The organism is Kitasatospora sp. NPDC086009, from assembly GCF_044540385.1.
In the GTDB taxonomy this organism is placed as follows: domain Bacteria; phylum Actinomycetota; class Actinomycetes; order Streptomycetales; family Streptomycetaceae; genus Kitasatospora.
Genome location: NZ_JBITSA010000008.1, coordinates 304,212 through 323,038, shown reverse-complemented (window position 1 = coordinate 323,038; position 18,827 = coordinate 304,212). Strand labels below are relative to the sequence as shown.

At 75.5% G+C, this 18,827-nt stretch carries 7 protein-coding genes; 3 read left to right on the top strand and 4 right to left on the bottom strand.

Annotated elements, in window-relative coordinates; genetic code table 11:
• Positions 1-50: 50 nt before the first annotated feature.
• From sbnB to ACIF6L_RS21705, 4 genes are all read right to left on the bottom strand, one after another.
• Positions 51-1,064 (bottom strand): 2,3-diaminopropionate biosynthesis protein SbnB, encoded by a 1,014-nt coding sequence (gene sbnB / locus ACIF6L_RS21720; protein ID WP_329486328.1) that lies wholly within the window; start codon positions 1,062-1,064, stop codon positions 51-53.
• Complete coding sequence (sbnA, locus tag ACIF6L_RS21715; protein ID WP_329486327.1) at positions 1,058-2,077, bottom strand: 2,3-diaminopropionate biosynthesis protein SbnA; 1,020 nt, start codon at positions 2,075-2,077, stop codon at positions 1,058-1,060. The genes sbnB and sbnA overlap by 7 nt, the downstream gene beginning before the upstream one ends.
• A gap of 205 nt (positions 2,078-2,282) precedes the next feature.
• Positions 2,283-3,617 carry an MFS transporter gene (locus tag ACIF6L_RS21710; RefSeq protein ID WP_329486326.1) on the bottom strand — a complete coding sequence of 445 codons (1,335 nt, stop codon included), beginning with the start codon at positions 3,615-3,617 and terminating at the stop codon, positions 2,283-2,285.
• A 32-nt stretch (positions 3,618-3,649) separates the two neighbouring features.
• Positions 3,650-3,865 (bottom strand): MbtH family NRPS accessory protein, encoded by a 216-nt coding sequence (locus ACIF6L_RS21705; protein ID WP_329486323.1) that lies wholly within the window; start codon positions 3,863-3,865, stop codon positions 3,650-3,652.
• A gap of 292 nt (positions 3,866-4,157) precedes the next feature.
• Between ACIF6L_RS21705 and ACIF6L_RS21700 the strand changes: the two genes are divergently transcribed.
• Genes ACIF6L_RS21700 through ACIF6L_RS21690 form a run of 3 tightly spaced genes read left to right on the top strand, consistent with a single transcriptional unit; the run spans position 4,158 to position 18,773 of the window.
• Positions 4,158-5,087: a TauD/TfdA family dioxygenase gene (locus ACIF6L_RS21700; protein ID WP_380389387.1), complete on the top strand. Its 930-nt coding sequence runs from the start codon at positions 4,158-4,160 to the stop codon at positions 5,085-5,087.
• Complete coding sequence (locus ACIF6L_RS21695; RefSeq protein WP_396486573.1) at positions 5,074-11,553, top strand: amino acid adenylation domain-containing protein; 6,480 nt, start codon at positions 5,074-5,076, stop codon at positions 11,551-11,553. The genes ACIF6L_RS21700 and ACIF6L_RS21695 overlap by 14 nt, the downstream gene beginning before the upstream one ends.
• Positions 11,550-18,773, top strand: coding sequence for an amino acid adenylation domain-containing protein (locus ACIF6L_RS21690; RefSeq protein ID WP_396486572.1), 7,224 nt, complete (start codon positions 11,550-11,552; stop codon positions 18,771-18,773). Before ACIF6L_RS21695 ends, ACIF6L_RS21690 begins: the two co-directional genes overlap by 4 nt.
• The last annotated feature ends 54 nt before the right edge of the window (positions 18,774-18,827 follow it).

Here is an 18,827-nt window from a genome sequence, read left to right as displayed (position 1 = left end):
GCCGCCGCCGGCCGAGCGGCGGTCCCGGGGCCCCGGCGGCGCCGGTGGCGTCACCCGGCGGCGGCTCCGGCGCCCTCCGGCAGGAATCCCGCCACCCGGGTGCCCAGCCCGCGCTCGCGTGCCTGCCGGTGGACCAGGCCCGCCAGGGCGAGGTCGAGCGCGCCGAGCCCGAACGGCGAGAAGACGGTGACGCCGTCCTCGGTGCGCCGGTAGGGCTCGTCGGCGCGGAGCACGGCGCCGAGCGAGGTGGAGATGAAGTCCCGGTTGCCGACCAGCTCCTCGGCCAGGTGCAGGGACGTCCGCTCCCGGCAGACGTGGTCGGCGTCGTCGACCACGTTGACCGCGCCCAGGATGCTCTCGGCGGTCAGGTCGCGCAGGGACACGTGCAGCACCAGGGTGCCCGGCCGGCAGGCCTCGGTGGTCAGGTGCGGGGTCCCGGCGGTGGTGGCCAGGCAGACCAGCCGGTGGGCGGCCATCGCGTCCTCGGCCGTCTCGGCGACGGCCGTCTTGAGCCCGGGCCAGCGGGCCTCGCAGCGGGCGGCGAAGGCCTCCGCGCGGGACCGGTCGAGGTCGAACACGGTGACGGTGCCGAGGTCCGGCAGGACGGCCCGGAGGTAGTTCAGGATCTCGAAGCCGATCACGCCGCAGCCGATCAGGGTGGCTCCGGTCTCGGGGGTCTCCGAGGTGAGGACGGACGCGGCGAGGGCGGCGCTGGCCGCCGTCCGCCGGGCCGAGATCAGCGAGCCCTCCAGCAGGGCCTCCGGGTGCCCGGTGGCCATGGAGTTGAGGATCACCGCGGCGGAGGCGCGCTCCCGACCGGCGGCGGTGTTGCCGGGGAAGGAGGAGATCCACTTGATGCCCGCCACCGGGACGTCCTCGCCGAGGTAGGCGGGCAGCCCGATGATCCGGTTGCGCGGGTCGTCGGGAAAGCGGAGGAACACCGAGTGCGGCAGGGCCGTGCGGCCCCGGTCGTGCAGGACGTAGGCGCGGCGGACGGCCGCGACGACCTCGCTCTCGGCACCGTCGAGGACCTGCCGGACCTCCCCTGCTCCGAGGATCAGCATGGTGCCACCTTCATCGCGTACTCCTTCTCCTTCCACAGGTGGGACACGTCGCCGAAGTGGCGGGCGACCCATTCGTCGTTGTAGATCGTGTCGAGGTACCGCTCGCCGCGGTCGGGCAGGACGACCGCGCAGCGCGAGCCGGCGGGGATGCGGTCGGCCATCAGGTCGATCGCCGCCACCAGCGCGCCGGACGAGCCGCCGGCCAGGATGGCCTCGCGGCCGGCGAGCCGGCGGCAGCCGACCACGCATTCGAGGTCGGTCACGTGGACGACCTCGTCGGCGAGGCCGTCGCGGTAGAGCGCGGGCCGGACGGCCGCGCCGTGGCCCGGGATCAGCCGGGAGGTCGGGACGCCGCCGAAGATGGCGCTGCCCCTGGCGTCCACCGCGACCACGGTCACCGGCAGGCGCAGTTCGCGGACCTGCTCCGCGCAGCCGCGCAGGGTGCCGCAGGAGCTCGTCGCGCAGAACAGGTAGTCGATCCCGCCGGGGACGGCGTCCAGGATCTCGCGCATCGTCCGCCGGTGCGCCTGGGGGTTCAGCGGGTTGGCGTACTGGTTGGGCCAGTAGGCGCCGGGGATGCGGGCGGTCAGCTCGCTGATCCGGCGGATCCGGACCGGCAGGTACTCGCCGGTCACCGGGTCGGTCTCCTGGACCACCTCCACCTCGGCGCCGAGCGCCCGCATGATGGCGATGTTCTGGCGGTTGGTGCGCGGGTCCACCACGCAGATGAACCGGAGCCCGTAGTAGGAGCAGACCTGGGCGAGTCCGATCCCGAGGTTGCCGGAGCTGGATTCGACGACCACGGAGCGGCCGGGCACCAGCGCGCCGGTGCGGATCCGTTCGCGGAGCATCTCCAGCGCCGAGCGGTCCTTCATGCTGCCGCCGGGGTTGAACGCCTCCAGCTTGGCGTAGGTGGTGAAGTGTCGGCCCGGGGCGAGTTTGGCGAGTTCGACCAGCGGGGTGCCGCCGATCGTGCCGAGGACGCCGGCCGGCCGGTCGTCAGGTGCCGGCATGATGGCCTCGCCCCGTCGGATCGGGGCGCGGCCCGAGCATGGTGCGGAACACGCTAGTTCCTCCTGTCAGCACTGGATCGAGGGGTGGTCCGGCCGTCGCCGCCGGGGCCGGGGGTGTGGCCGCGGGGGAGCGCGGGGACCGGGGGAGCGGCCGGGGCGGCGGCCGCCGGCGGAGCGGTACGGCGGCGGGGGTGGCGCCGCCGGGTCACGGGTTCGCCGGGCCGGGCACGGTGCGCACCGTGCGGGCGACCGAGGCGGCGACGGCGAGCAGCACCATCCAGCCCGCCAGGGCCACCGCGGCGGTCCGCGCGCCGGCCGAGTCGAGCAGCAGGCCGCCGAGCAGCGAGCCGATCGGCAGGGCCCCGTTGGACAGCGTGCTCATCGCCGCGAGCACCCGGCCGCGCAGCCGGTCGGGGGTGATGCCCAGCTGGTAGCTGCCGAGCGCCACGTTCCACAGCGGCCCGACGAACCACATCGCCGCGTAGGCGGCGGCGAGCGTGAACGGGTCGCGGCTGACGGCGATCACCACCATCAGCACGGCCCAGGCCCAGTTCGCCGCGATCACCAGGGCGCTGAGGCCCAGGCGGCGGGCGAACCAGGGGGCGGCCAGCGAGCCGGCGAGCCCGCCGGCGCCGGCGACCCCGACCATCAGGCCGACCCCGGCCGAGGACGCGCCGACGTCGGTGGCCAGCACGATGGCGACCAGGAACAGCGCCCGGAACATCAGGTTGCTGCCGGCCACCAGCAGGGTGGTGGTGCGCAGGAAGGGGTGCTTCCAGAGCCACCCCAGGCCCTCCCGGACCTGCTCGCGCATGGTGCCGGTGCCGGCGGACCGCTCGGCCTCGAACTCCTTGCGGATGAACAGCAGGCCGGTCAGCGAGACCAGGTAGGTCAGCGCGTCGGCGACGAACGGCACGGCCCGGCCGAGCCCGAACAGGATGCCGCCGAGCGGCGTGCCGAGCATCACGGCGCCCCGCCCGCGCGCCTCGTTGCGGGACAGCGCCAGCGAGAGCTGGCCCGGTGCCACGACGTTGGGGACGGCCGCGTGCGCGGCGAGGCCGTGGAAGACGGTGAGCGCGCCCTCGGTGAACCCCACCACCAGCACCAGCGGGAGGCTGAGCAGGTCGAGCGCCGCCGCGCCGGCGATGACCGCCGCGCCGAGCGCGCGCAGCGCGTCGCACCAGATCATCAGCCGCCGGCGCGGCCAGCGGTCCACCAGGGCGCCGGCCGGCAGCTGGAGCAGCAGGGCGGGCAGCAGCGCGACGAAGCCGGCGAGCCCGGCGTCGAACGGCGAGCCGGTGAGGGCGAGGACCAGCAGCGGGTAGGCGATGGTGGTCGCGGTCGAGCCGAGCAGGGAGACGGCCGAGCCGCCCCACAGCAGCAGGAAGTCGCGGTTGCGGTGCAGCGGGACCACGGCTTCCGTCCCGGCCGCGTCCGCCGGGCCGGGTGGATCGGCCGCGTCCGCCGGAGCGGGTGGATCGGGCGGGTCCGGCGGCCGGGTCTGCTCGTCCGCCGGAGCCCGCGTGTCGGGGCTGGTCATCTGTCACACACCTCGCGGGGCCGGACCGGCCGCTAGCCGGCCGCCCGCTCCATCTGGCGGCGCAGACTGAGCGGCCGCATGTCGGTCCAGACCGTGCCGATGTGGGTCAGGCAGTCGGCCCTGGTGCCCTCGGTCCCCTCCGCGTACCAGCCGAGCGGGAGATCCCGGTCGGCGGGCCAGACGGAGTACTGCTCCTCGTCGTTGAGGACGACGCGGTAGGTGCGGTCGTCGGTGTCTTCCTCGGCCACGACGGGCCTCCCTCGGGTGAACTGCCGCGTCACGCACCTCACGTGACCGGTGGCGGCGCCAGCGAGCCTGCCGCACCGGCCCGGTCCGGCTGCAGAGAAGGAGGCGCAGTCACCGCGACGCCAAGCCTGCCGCCGTGACTGCCGGTTGTTCTCTCCGGGGAGCGGCCGCCGGGCGACGACGCTGAGGCGCATGACTGCGAACCCCTCCATACGGCCCGCGCCGGCGGACCGACCCCGGGAGAACGGCGCGGGCTCCGTCCTCCCCCTGACGGTGCCGGCCGACACTCCCGGCATGCCCCTGGCCGAGTACCTCTCGGCCGCCCGACCGTTCGTCCGCGGCCGGCTGCTCGAACACGGCGCGGTCCTGCTGCGCGGGTTCGGCGTCGGCGGGGTGGACGGGTTCGAGGCGGCGGTGCGGGCGGTGTCCGGCTCGCCCCTGGCCTACGCCGAGCGGTCCTCGCCGCGCAGCACCATCAAGGGGCAGGTGTACACCTCGACCGACTACCCGCCGAGCGAGGAGATCTTCCTCCACAACGAGAACTCCTACCAGGCCGACTGGCCGATGACCCTGTTCTTCCACTGCGTCGAGCCGCCGGAGACGCTCGGCGCCACCCCGCTCGCCGACACCCGCCGGGTGTACGAGGCGATCGACCCCGCCGTCCGCGAGGAGTTCGCCGCCCGCGGCTGGATGGTGGTGCGCAACTTCTCGGACGGCTTCGGCGTCCCGTGGCAGCAGGCCTTCAACACCTCCGACCGCGCCGAGGTCGACGCCTACTGCGCCCGCAACGGCGTCGCCACCGAGTGGACCGCCGACGGCCTGCGCACCCGCGCCCGCCGCCGGGCGGTGCACCGCCACCCGGTGACCGGCGAGACGGTCTGGTTCAACCACCTCACCTTCTTCCACGTGACCACGCTCGGCGAGGAGGTGAGCTCGGCGCTGCGCGAGATGTACGACGACTCCCAGCTGCCGACCAACACCTACTACGGCGACGGCCGGCCGGTGCCGGACGAGGTCATCGCGCACCTGCGCGCCTGCTACCGCGCCGAGTGGCGCCGCTTCGACTGGCAGCGGGACGACGTCCTGCTGGTGGACAACATGCTGTCGGCGCACGCCCGCGAGCCGTTCACCGGCCCGCGCCGGATCGCCGTGGCCATGGCCGAGCCGTACTCGGCCGCCGTCAGCCCCGACTCGCTCCTGGAGGCGTCCGATGCCCACCGGTGACAGCGGACTCCCGCTCTCCTACGCCCAGGAGCAGCTGTGGTTCCTGGACCAGCTGCGCTCCGGCGCCTCCACCGAGTACCTGATGTGCGAGGCGTTCCGGATCCGCGGCCCGCTCGACCTGCCGGTGCTGGAGGCCGCGTTCACCGAGGTCGCGGCGCGGCACGAGGTGCTGCGCTCGCGCTACGGCACCGAGGGCGGCTCCGGGGTGCAGTACGTCGACGAGCCCGGCCCCGTGCCGCTCGCCGTGCTCGACCTGACCGGGGTGCCGGCGGACGGCCGCGAGGCGCGGGTGCGCGAGCTGCACGCCGCCGAGTTGCGCGCCCCGATCGACCTGCGCGCCCGGGCGCCCTGGCGGCTGACCCTGGCCCGGTTCGCCGAGGACGAGGCCGTCCTGCTGGTGACCGTCCACCACATCGCCTTCGACGGCTGGTCCTGGGGCATCCTGGCGCGCGAGCTGCACGAGCTCTGCGACGCCTTCGCGGCCGGGCGGCCGTCGCCGCTGGAGCCCGTCCCGGTGCAGTACGCCGACTTCGCGCAGTGGCAGCGCGACACCTGGGCCGCCACCCCCGAGCGGGCCGAGCGGCGGCGCGGCTACTGGCGGGAGCGGCTGGCCGGCCTGGAACCGCTGGAGCTGCCCACCGACCGCCGCCGCCCGGCGCAGTGGGACCCGGCCGGCGACAGCGTCCCGTTCACCGTGCCGGCGGAGCTCGCGCAGCGGCTGGCCGCGCTCGGCCGGGACGGCGGCGCGACGCCGTTCATGGTGCACCTGGCCGCGTTCCAGCTGCTGCTCGCCCGCTGGTCCGGCGCCCGCGACGTGGCCGTCGGCGTCTCGGTCTCGGACCGCGACGAAGTGGCCCTGGAACCGCTGGTCGGCATGTTCCTCAACACGCTGGTGCTGCGGACCGACCTGTCCGGCCGGGGATCCTTCCTCGACCTGCTGGCGCGGGTCCGCGAGACCACCCTGGACGCCTACGAGCACCAGGACGTCCCGTTCGGCTGGGTGGTCGCCGACCTCGCCCCCGAGCGCGACCTCTCCCGCAACCCGGTGTTCCAGGTCGGCTTCGCGCTGCACAACGCCGAGCGCCGCCCGCTGCGGCTGCCCGGGCTCGACGTGAGCAAGGTCGAGGCGGCCACCGAGCACTCCGCGTTCGACCTCTCGCTGCACCTGTCCGAGCTCCCCGACGGCTCGTTCGCGGCCCGGCTGATCTACCCGACCGCGCTCTTCGACCGGGCCCGGATCGAGCGGATGGCGGCGAGCCTGCTGCGGCTGCTGGCGGCCGTCGCCGAGCGCCCGGCGGCCCCCGCCCACACGCTGGAGACCGTCCCCGACGCGGAGCTGGCCGACCTCGCCCGCTGGAACCGCACCGAGACCGGGCGCCCGCGGCAGTCGCTGGCCGAACTGTTCTTCGCCCAGGCACTGGCCACCCCGGACGCGGGCGCCGTGGTGTCCGGCGGGCAGCGGACCGACTACGCCGCTCTCGCCGACCGGGTCCGGCGGCTCGCCGGGGTGCTGCGCTCGCGCGGCGTCGGCCGGGAGAGCCCCGTCGGCGTCGCCCTGCACCGCGGCACCGATCTGGTCGCCACCCTGCTCGCGGTGCTGACCGCGGGCGGCGTCTACGTGCCGCTGGCCCCGGAGCAGCCGGCCGAGCGGCTGGCCCACCTGGTCGCCGACGCCGGGGTGGGCCTGCTGGTCACCGAGGAGTCCCTGCTCGGCCAGCTGCCGCCGCACCCGAACACGCTCGTCCTCGACCGCGAGGGCGGCGAGGGCGGCGAGGACCCGGCGGGGGCGCCGTCGGCGGACCTCGAACCCGCCGGCGCCACCGGCGCCGAGGCCGCGTACGTGATGTACACCTCCGGCTCCACCGGCCGGCCCAAGGGCGTCGTCGTCCCGGAGGCCGCGATCCGCAACCGGGTGCTCTGGTCCGTGGAGCGCTACGGCCTCGGCCCCGGTGACCGGGTGCTGCAGAAGACCACCATCGGCTTCGACGCCGCGGTCTGGGAGTTCCTCTCCCCGCTGGTCTGCGGCGCCACCGTGGTCACCGGTCCGCAGGACGCCCACCGCGACCCGGCGGTGATGGCCCGCGCCGTCGCCGAGCACCGCGTCACCGTGCTCCAGGGCGTGCCCTCGATGCTGCGCCTGCTGCTCGACGAACCGGCGCTGGCCGACTGCGACGCGCTGCGCGTGGTCTGCTCGGCGGGCGAGCCGCTGCCCGCCGAACTCTGCGCCCGGCTGCGCCGGATCGTCGACGTCGAGGTGGTCAACACCTACGGCCCCACCGAGTGCGCGATCGACTCCACCGCCTGGCCCTACGACCCGGCCGAGCCCGGTGAGCAGGTGCCGATCGGCCTGCCGCTGCCCAATGTGCGCACCTACGTGGTGGACGCCGAGGACCGTCTGGTGCCGGTCGGCGTCGTCGGCGAACTCTGCGTCGGCGGCATCGGTCTGGCCCGCGGCTACGCCGGCCGCGGCGACCTCACCGCCGACCGGTTCGTCCCGGACCCGTTCGCCGCCGTGCCCGGCGCCCGCCGCTACCGCACCGGCGACCTGGTGCGCCGCCGCGCGGACGGCGCGCTGGAGTACGTCGGACGCGTCGACGACCAGGTCAAGATCGGCGGCGTCCGGATCGAGCCCGGCGAGATCGAGGCGCTGCTGGCGACCGACCCCTCGGTGGCCGCCGCCGTGGTGGCCGCCCACCGGTCCGGCACCGGCGACACCCGGTTGACCGCCTACGTGGTGGCTGCCGCCGGGGCGCGGATCGAGCCGGACGGGCTGCGCGCCCGGCTGGCCGCCGCGCTGCCGGAGGCCATGGTGCCGTCCGCCGTGGTCGAGCTCGACGAGCTGCCGCTCACGCCCAACGGCAAGGTGGACCGCCGCCGGCTGCCCGCCGCCGAGCCGGAGCGCCCGGCCGCGCGGGCCTGGGAGGCCCCGCGCACCGACGCGGAGCGGACCGTCGCCGCACTGATGGCCGAGGTGCTGGACGTCGAACGGGTCGGCGCGCACGACGACTTCTTCCTGCTCGGCGGCTACTCGCTGCTCGCGATCAAGCTGGTGCTGCGGCTGCGGCGCGCGTTCGGCATCGAGCTGACCGTCGGCGAGCTGTTCCACGCGCCGACCGTCGCCGGGCTGGCCGCCCGGATCGACGGCGCCTCGGGCACCGGCGCCGACACCGCGGCGGACGCCGTCCGCCCCGTCGGCCGGGACCGCCCGCTGCCGCTCTCCTTCGGCCAGCAGCGGATGTGGTTCCTCGACCAGCTGGAGCCAGGGAGCCACGAGTACGTCGTCCCGCTGGCGCTGCGGCTGACCGGCCCGCTCGACACCGCGGCGCTGCGCGGCGCGCTGGACGCGCTCTCCGCCCGGCACGAGGTGCTGCGCACCCGGTACCGCTCCGAGGGCGGCGACCCCGTCCAGGTCGTCGACCCCGCCGGGCCGGTCGACTTCACCCTGACCGACCTGTCGGCCGGGCCGGACGCCGAGGCAGGGGCCCGCGCCCTGGTCGACGAGCTGGCCCGCTCCCCGTTCGACCTGGCCCAGGGCCACCCGCTGCGGGCGACCCTGATCCGCACCGCCCCCGAGGACCACCTGCTCGTCCTGACCCTGCACCACATCGCGTTCGACGCCTGGTCGACCAACGTCTACCTGCGCGAACTCGACCTCGCCTACCGGTCCTTCACCGAGGACGCGCCGGCCCTGCCGGCCCCCGAGCCGGTCCAGTACGCGGACTTCGCCGTCTGGCAGCGCGAGCAGCAGGACGCCGGCCGGCTGGACCACCAGCTCGCCTACTGGCGCGACCGCCTGGGCGGCCTGACGCCGGTCGAGCTGCCCACCGACCGGCTCCGCTCGGCCGTCCGCGACTCGCGCGGCGCCAACGTGGTCGTCGAGGTGGCGCCGGAGGTCGGCCGGGCCGTCACCGAGCTGGCCGGCCGGCACGGCGCGACCCCGTTCATGGTGCTGCTCGCCGTCTTCCAGGTGATGCTGCACCGCTACACCGGCCTCGACGACCTCGCGGTCGGCACCCCCGTCGCCGGGCGGACCCGCCAGGAGACCGAGGACCTCGTCGGGTTCTTCACCAACAACCTGGTGATCCGCAACGACCTGGCCGGCAACCCGGCCTTCCCGGACCTGCTGGACCACGTCCGCGGCTCGGTGCTCGACGCCTTCGCCCACCAGGACGTGCCGTTCGAGCACCTGGTCGACGCGCTGCGCCCGGAGCGGGACCTCTCCCGCAACCCGCTGTTCCAGGTCATGTTCGAGCACCAGCACCTGGCCGGCGTCCCCGCCCGGCTCGGCGCGGCCGCCGTGGAGCCGGTCCGGGCCGGCCTGGAGATCGCCAAGTTCGACCTCACCGTGACCGTCAAGGAACGCGGCGGCCGGATGTACTGCTGGTTCGAGTACGCGACCGCGCTCTTCGACCGGGCGACCGTCGAACGGATGGCCGGCCACTACCTGACCCTGATCGGCAGCGTCACCGCCGCCCCCGGAGCCCGGATCGGCGACCTCGGCATGCTCACCGACGAGGAGCGGCACACCGTCCTCACCCGCTGGGCCGACCCGGCCGGCGGGCGGGCCGCCGAGCTCGACCCGGTCGAGGAGCACGGGCTCTGCGTGCCCGAGCTCTTCGCCCGGCAGGCCCGGCGCACCCCGGACGCGGTCGCCGTGGTCTTCGGCGACCAGCGGCTGAGCTACGCCGAACTCGACGCGCGGGCCGACCGGTTCGCGGCCCGGCTGCGCGCCCTCGGGGTCACCTCGGAGACGGTCGTCGGCTCCCTCCTGGAGCGCGGCGTCGAGGCGGTCGTGGTGCTGCTCGCGGTGCTGAAGGCCGGCGGCTCGTACGTGCCGTTCGACCCGCAGCACCCGGCCGAGCGGCTGGAGTTCATGCTCGCCGACGCCGGCCCGGAACTCGTGGTCACCACCGGGGCCTTCGCCGACCGGGTGACCGGCTCCCACCGGGTGGTGCTCGCCGACGGGACCGACGACGGGACCCACACCGACGACGGGACCGCCGCCGGAACCGACAGCGCCGCCACCGAGGCCGAGCCGGTCCTGATCCGGCCGGAGAACCTCGCCTACGTCATCTACACCTCCGGCTCGACCGGCCGCCCCAAGGGCGTCATGATCGAGCACCGCTCCTACGCCCACCACTGCCGGGTGATCGCCGACCAGTACGGCATCGCCCCCGGCGAGCGGGTGGTCCTGCTCTCCGCCCTCACCTTCGACGTGGCGATGGACCAGATCGCGGCCACCCTGGTCGCGGGCGCCACCATCGTGGTCGCCGACCCGGTGTTCTGGACCCCGGCCGAGCTGCCGGTCCGGCTCGCCGAGCACGGCGTCACCGTCGTCGAGATCACGCCGTCCTACTACCGGGCCGTCCTGGAGTCCCCCGACCTGCACCTGCTGAGCGGGCTCAAGCTGATGAACGTCGGCAGCGACGTGGTCACCGGCCTGGACGCGCGGCGCTGGGCGCAGACCGGCCTGCCCGCCCGCTTCCTGTGCAACTACGGCCCGACCGAGGCCACCGTCACCTGCCTGCTGCACCCCGTCTCCGAGGTGCCGGCGGAGGGCGACGAGGCCTCGGCCCTGCCGCTCGGGCGGCCCGTCCCCGGCACCCGCGCGCACATCCTCGACGCCGACCAGCGGCCCGTCCCGGTCGGCGTCCCCGGCGAGCTGTACCTGGGCGGCGTCCGGCTGGCCCGCGGCTACCACCGCCGCCCGGAGCTGACCGCCGAGCGCTTCGTGCCCGACCCCTTCGGCGGCGAGCCGGGCGGGCGCCTCTACCGGACCGGCGACCTCGCCCGCCACCGGCCGGACGGCACCATCGAGTTCCTCGGCCGGATCGACCAGCAGGTCAAGGTCCGCGGCCTGCGCATCGAACTCGGCGAGATCGAAGCGGCGCTGGCCCGCCACCCCGCCCTCCAGGAAGCGGTGGTGACCGCCCCGGAGACCGCCCCCGGCGAACGCCGGCTGGCCGCCTACCTGGTGGCCCGGCCCGGCAGCCCGATGCCCGACGTGGCCGAACTCCGCGGCCACCTGCGGGCGCTGCTCCCCGAGTACATGATCCCCGCGCTGTGGGTGCCGCTCGACGCGCTCCCGCTGACCGCCAGCAAGAAGGCCGACCGCAAGGCACTGCCCGACGCCTCCGCCGCGCTGGCCGGCGGGGCCCGCGAGCACCTGGCCCCGCGCGACCCCGCCGAGGAGGCGGTCGCCGCGATCTGGGGCGAGGTGCTGGGCGTCGAGCGGATCGGCGTCCAGGACGACTTCTTCGCCCTGGGCGGCCACTCGCTGCTGGCCACCCGGGTCCTGGCCCGGCTCCGCGAGACGTTCGCCGTCGAGCTGCCGCTGCGCCTGCTGTTCGAGGCCACCACGGTGGCCCGGCTCACCGAGGCGGTGACCGACGCCGTCGAGGCCGAGATCACCGCGCTCACCGACGAGGAAGTGGCGGGCCTGCTCGCCGAGGAGGGGCACCGATGACCGACACCACGGACCGCACCCGGCTGCGGCAGGAGCTGCTGCGCCGGCGCCTCGCCGGCCGGGCGGGCACCGCCCCGGCCGAGGGCATCGGCCGGGCACCGCGCGGCGGCCCGCTGCCGCTCTCCTTCGCCCAGCGCCGCCTCTGGATCCTCGACCGGCTCCAGCCCGGCAGCACCGAGTACCTGGTGACGGCCTCGCTGCGGCTGACCGGCCCCCTCGACCGGGCCGCGCTGCGGACCGCGCTCGACGGGATCCAGCACCGCCACGAAGTCCTGCGGACCAGGTACCCGGTGGTCGACGGGGAACCCGTCCAGGTGGTCGACGCGCCGAGCGGCGTGCCGCTCACCGAGGAGGACCTGAGCACCCTGGACCGGGCCGCCGCCGACGCGCGGCTGGCCGACCTCGCCACCGGCGCCCGCCGTCCGGTGGACCTCGCCGAGGGCCCGGTGCTGTCCGCCGTCCTGGCCCGGCTCGCCCCGCGGGAGCACGTCGTCCTGCTGACCGTCCACCACATCGCCTGCGACGGCTGGTCCGAGGACCTCCTGGTCGGCGAACTCGCCGAGCGCTACGACGACGCCGTCGCCGGGCGCCCGGCCCGCACCCCGGACCTGCCGGTCCAGTACGCCGACTACGCCGTCTGGCAGCGCGAGCGGCTCTCCGACGGGGCGCTCCGGCGCCGCCTCGACCACTGGAACGAGCGGCTGGCCGCACTGGCGCCGCTGGAGCTGCCCACCGACCGGCCCCGCCCGCCGGTGCGCGACGCGGCCGGCGCCCTGGTGCCGCTGGTCGTCCCGGCCGCGACCGCCGGACGGCTGACGGCGCTGGCCCGGGACCACGGCGCCACCCCCTTCATGGCCCTGCTGGCCGCCCACGCCGTCCTGCTCGGCCGCTGGAGCGGGCAGCGCGACGTCGCCGTCGGCTCCCCGGTCGCCGGGCGCGACCGCGCCGAGGTGCAGGACGTCGTCGGCCTCTTCCTCAACACCCTGGTGCTCCGGGTCGACCTGGCCGGCCCGCGGACCTTCGCCGAGCTGCTGTCCCAGGTCCGGGAGACCGCCCTGGACGCGTACGGCCACCAGGAGGTGCCGTTCGAGCGCCTGGTCGAGGAGCTGGCGCCCGAGCGCGACCCCGCCCGCACACCGCTGTTCTCCTCCATGCTGCTGTGGCAGGACGCCGCCGGCGCCTCCACGCCCGCGGCCATGGGCGGCCTGACCGTCGAGCGGCTGCCGGTCGGCGAGAGCACCGCCAAGTTCGACCTCACCGTCGGCCTGGCCGCCCAGCCGGACGGCTCGCTCGCGGGCGGCGTCAACTACGCCTCCGCGCTGTTCGACCGGGCGACGGCCGAGCGGTTCGCCGCCCAGTTCACCCAGCTGCTGGAGCACGCCGTCGCGGCGCCCGACACCCCGCTGGACGAGCTGGAGATCCTCCCCCGGGAGGAGCGCGAGCGCCAGCTGCTCAGCTGGAACGCCACCGGCCGCGGCTACCCCACCGGCACCCTGCCGCTGCTGTTCGAGGCGCAGGTCGCCCGCACCCCGAACGCCACCGCCCTGCGGTTCGAGGGCGCCGAGCTCAGCTACCGCGAGCTGGACGTCCGGGCCAACCAGCTCGCCCACCACCTGCGCCGGCTCGGCGTCGGCCCCGAGTCGGTGGTCGGCGTCTGCCTGCACCGCGGCGCCGACCTGGTGGTCGCGCTGCTCGCGGTGCTCAAGGCCGGCGGCGCGTACCTGCCGCTCGACCCCGACTACCCGGCGGACCGGCTCGCCTTCATGCTGGCCGACTCCGGCGCCCTCGCTGTGGTCACCGACCAGGGGCTCACCCCGCTGGTGACCGGCGGCGCCCCGCACCTGGTGGACATCACCGCCGAACTGCCCGGCGGCTGGGGCCACGACCCGGTCTTCGCGGCGGCGCCCGAGCACCCGGCCTACCTGATCTACACCTCGGGTTCGACCGGCCGCCCCAAGGGCGTGCTGGTCGACCACCGGGCCATCGTCAACCGGCTGCACTGGATGCAGGAGGCCTACGGGCTCGACGCCGACGACCGGGTGCTGCAGAAGACCCCGTACAGCTTCGACGTCTCGGTCTGGGAGTTCTTCTGGCCGCTGATCACCGGTGCGACCCTGGTCCTGGCCCGCCCCGGCGGCCACCGCGACCCGGCCTACCTCGCCGAACTGATCGGCACCGAGCGGATCACCACCCTGCACTTCGTACCGTCGATGCTGCGGGCCTTCCTCGCCGAGCCGCTGCCGCCGCTGCCCTCGCTGCGCCGCATGGTGTGCAGCGGCGAGGCACTGCCCGCCGAGCTGGTCACCGCCGTGCACGAGCGGATCGGCTGCGAACTGCACAACCTGTACGGGCCCACCGAGGCCGCCGTCGACGTCACCGCGATCCGCTGCGAGCCGGGCCGGCCGGTCACCATCGGCCGCCCGATCTCCAACACCCGCACCTACATCGTGGACGCCGCGCTGCGCCCGCAGCCGATCGGCGTGCCGGGCGAACTCCTTCTCGGCGGGGTCCAGTTGGCCCGCGGCTACCTGAACCGGGCGGAGCTCACCGCCGACCGCTTCGTGCCCGACCCCTTCGCCACCGAGCCCGGCGGCCGGCTCTACCGCACCGGCGACCTCGCCCGGTACCGGGCGAACGGCGAAATCGAGTACCTCGGCCGGCTCGACCACCAGGTGAAGATCCGCGGCCAGCGGGTCGAACTCGGCGAGATCGAGGCGGTCCTGGCGCAGGCCCCCGGCGTCGCCGCCGCGGCCGTCGCCGTCCACGACGACCAGCTGGTCGGCTACCTGGTACCGGCCGGGGCCGACGTCGAGGCGGCCCGCGAGCACCTGCGCGGACGGCTGCCGGAGCACATGCGCCCGGTGCACTGGACGACGCTGGAGACGCTGCCGCTGACCCCCAGCGGCAAGACCGACCGCAAGGCGCTGCCCGCACCCGACCGGACCCGCTCCGAGCTGGTCGGCGCGTTCGTCGCGCCGCGCAGCGCCCTCGAACAGACCCTCGCGGACGCCTTCGCCGCCGCCCTCGGCGTCGACAAGGTCGGCGTGCACGACGGATTCTTCCAGCTCGGCGGCGACTCGATGCGCGCCATCCGGGCCGTCGGCGCGCTGCGCGACCAGGGGCTCGCCCTCTCCGTCCAGGACGTCTTCGCCCGCCAGACCGTCGCCGAGCTGGCCCCGCTGGCGGCCGACCGGCCGGCCGCCGGCGCGGCCGAGACCGCCCTGGTGGGCCGGTTCGAGCTGCTCGACCCGGCCGACCGCGAGCGCCTCCCCGAGGGCCTGGCCGACGCCTACCCGATGGGCCAGGTCCAGGTCGGCATGGTCTACGAGATGCTGGCCGACCCCGAGCGCAACACCTACCAGAACGCCAGCACCTTCCAGATCGTCGACGACGGCCCGTTCTCCGCCGAGGCGCTGAACGGCGCGGTCCGGCTGCTGATCGAGCGGCACGAGATCCTGCGCACCTCCTTCGACCTCTCCGGGTACTCCGAACCGCTCCAGCTGGTGCACGCGGCGGACGACCTGCACCTGGAGATCGGCGTGGACGACCTGCGCCACCTGCCGGCCGAGGAGCAGCAGGCCGCCGTCCGGCGCTTCCGCGCCGAGGCCCAGCGCACCCCGTTCGACGTCGGGCGCGCCCCGCTGCTGCGCTACCACGCCCACCTGGTCGGCGACCGGGAGTGGCTGCTGACCCACGTCGAGTGCCACGCCATCCTGGACGGCTGGAGCCACCACTCCGTCATCGGCGAACTGCGCGCCGCCTACCGGGAGCTGGCCGCCGGCACCGGCGCCCCGGCCGCGGCGCCGCCGGAGGTCCGCTACGCCGACTTCATCCAGCTGGAGAAGCGCGCCCTGGCTTCCCCGGCGGACCGGGAGTTCTGGCGCGGCCGGATCACCGGCCACGACCGGCTGCGGCTGCCCGCCGACACCGCCCCGGCCGAGGCGCACCTGCCCGCCACCGAGGTGCGGCTGCCCTGGGCGGCGCTGGAGCCGAAGCTGCGCCGGCTCGCCGCCGACACCCAGAGCTCGCTCAAGACCGTCCTCTACACCGCCCACCTGAAGGTGCTCGGCCTGCTCAGCGGCCAGCGCCGGTTCCTCGCCGGGGCGGTGACCAACGGCCGGCCCGAACTGCCGGGCGGCGACCGGGTCCGCGGCATGTACCTCAACACGGTGCCGTTCGCCGTGGACCTGCGGGCGCCGAGCTGGCGCGAGCTGGTGCGCTCGGTGTTCGCCGAGGAGCTGGCCCTGTGGCCGCACCGCCGCTACCCGCTGCCCGCGATGCAGCGCGAGTGGGGCGGCGGCGAGCCACTGGTCGAGGTGGTCTTCGCCTACCTGGACTTCCACGTGCTCGACGAGCACCGGTCGGACATCGGCACCGTCACCGACCACAGCCCGAACGAGTTCACCTTCGACGTCTGGACCTTCCCCGGCGAGCTGCGGATGACCTGCCGCCCCGGCTGGGTCGGCCGGGAGCGGCTGGCGGCGATCGGGGAGACCTTCATCGCCGTGCTCACCGCGATGGCCGAGGACGCCGACGCCGACCCGCAGGCCTTCCGGGCCCCCGGCCTGGACCGGCCGGGCGCGACCGCCCCCGCCACCCGCCCGCTGCCCGAGGTCTGCGTGCCCGAGCTGGTCGCGGAGCGCTCCGACCCGGACGCGATCGCCCTGGAGGACGCCGAACGGAGCCTCACCTACCGCGAGGTGGACACCGGCAGCAACCAGCTGGCCCACCTGCTGCGCGGGCTGGGCGTCGGCCCGGAGACGCCGGTCGCGATCTGCCTGGACCGCGGCGTCGAGGCGGTGCTGGCCATGCTCGGCGTGCTCAAGGCCGGCGGCTACTACGTCCCGCTCGACCCCGCCTACCCGGACGCCCGGATCGGCTTCGTGCTGGACGACGTCCGCGCCGACGTGGTGATCTGCCGGCCGGAGGACACCGACCGCCTCGCGCGGATCGCCGACCTGCGCTGCGTCCCGCTGGACGCGGCCTGGACCGGCCTCGCCGTCCTGCCGGAGACCCCGGTCGAGGCGGGCACCCACCCCGACAACCTGGCCTACGTCACCTACACCTCCGGCTCCACCGGCCGGCCCAAGGGCGTCCAGGTCACCCACCGGGCCGTGGTCCGGCTGGTGCACGACCCCAACTACGCCGACCTCGACCCCGACCAGGTGCTGCTGCTGCACGCGCCGCTCGCCTTCGACGCCTCCACCCTGGAGGTCTGGGGGGCGCTGGGCAACGGTGCCCGCCTGGCGGTCTGCCCGCCCGGGGCGACCACCGCCGCCGAACTGGCCGAGGTGCTCCGCCGGCACCGGGTCACGCTGCTCTGGCTCACCGCCGGCCTGTTCCAGCACATGGTGGAGACCGAGCCGGCCGCGCTGGCCGGGGTGCGGCAGGTGCTGGCCGGCGGCGACGCCCTCTCGCCCGCGCACGTGCGCACCGCCCTCGGCCACGGCGTCGCGCTCACCAACGGCTACGGACCCACTGAGTGCACCACCTTCAGCACGGCGCTGCGCGGGGTGACCGGGGCCGACGCCGACCGGGGGGTGCCGATCGGCGTGCCGATCACCGACACCCGCGTCCTGGTGGTCGACGACCACCTCGACCCGGTGCCGTTCGGCGTGGCCGGTGAACTGCTGGTCGGCGGCCCCGGGCTCGCCCGCGGCTACCTCGGCCGCCCCGACCTCACCGCGGACCGCTTCGTGCCGGACCCGTCCGGCGAGCTCCCCGGCGCCCGCTTCTACCGGACCGGGGACATCGTCCGCCGCGACCCCGACGGGACGCTGTCCTTCGTCGGCCGCCGCGACAACCAGGTGAAGATCCGCGGCCACCGGGTGGAACTCGCCGAGGTGGAGGCCATGATCGGCGGCCTCGCGCCGGTCCGGGCGGCCGCGGCGGCCGTGCACCCCGGACCGGACGGCCAGAAGCGCCTGGTCGGCTACGTCGTCCCGGAACCCGGGTCCGGCCCGCTGGACGTCGCCGCGCTGCGCGAGCAGCTCCGGCGGCGGGTGCCCGACTACCTCGTCCCCGGCGCCTGGGTGGAACTGCCCGCACTCCCGCTCACCGCCCACGGCAAGATCGACCGCGCCGCGCTCCCGGAGCCCTCCGGGCCCGCGCCGACCGCCGGCTCCGCGGCGCCGCGCACCGCCACCGAGCGGGCCGTCGCCGAGGTCTGGGCCGAGGTGCTCGGCCTCGGACAGGTCGGGGTGGACGACGACTTCTACCTCCTCGGCGGCCACTCGCTGGCCATCCTGCGCATCACCGCCCTGCTGCGCGAGCGGCACGGAATCGACCTGACCGTGCGCTCGTTCGTGGCGGACCCGACCGTCGCCGGGCTGGCGGCGGCCGTCGACGCGGCGGCGGCCGGCGAGCCGGTGGAGGCGCTGGTCTGGCTCCGCCGGGAAGGCAGCCGGCCGCCCCTGTTCTGCGTGCACCCCGGCGGCGGCAGCGCCCACTGGTACCGCCCGCTGGTGCCGTACCTCGACCCGGACCAGCCGGTCGCGGCCTTCGCCTGGCCCGGCCTCCAGGCCGAGAACGGGCAGCCCGTCCCCTCCACCGAGCAGATGGCCGAGCGCTACCTGGCCGAACTGCGGGCCGCCGCCCCGCAGGGCCCGTACCGGCTGTTCGGCTGGTGCGGAGGCAGCGGCATCGCCAGCGAGCTGGCCCACCGGCTCACCGCCGAGGGCGAGGAGGTCACCTTCGTCCTGCTCGACCCGGGGCTGGACAACCACGAGCGGCCCGAGCTGTGGAAGGAGTACCGGCTGATCGAGAGCTGCGTGGCGAAGCTGACCGAACTGGCCGCCGCCCCGGCCGGGCAGGACACCTCGGCGCTCCGCGGGGAGACCCTGGCGCTGCTCGAACACCTGGTGGACGACGTCGACCCCGAGGTCGGGATCGTGCTGCCGGAACACGGCGCCGGCGAGGTCTGGCTGCCCTCCGCCCGGATGTGGCGGGAGGTCATGGAGATGTGCCTGACGTACCGTCACCGCCCCTACCCCGGGCGGCTGCACCTGATCGCCAGCGACGAACTCGCCGACGGCGAGCACGAGGTGGCCTCTGGGCAGGACTTCGGGGAGTACCTGACCCGCTGGCAGGAGCTCACCGGCGAGGTCGCCCTGCACCGGATCCCCGGCGACCACTTCGGCGTCATGAAGCCGCCCCACCTCGGCCGCCTGGCCGAGACGATCACCGCGATCCTCGCCGGCGGCGGAGCGAGCACCGGCTGACCCCGGGGGGAGGGAACCACCGCGAGGGCGGGGGCGCACACAGCGCCCCCGCCC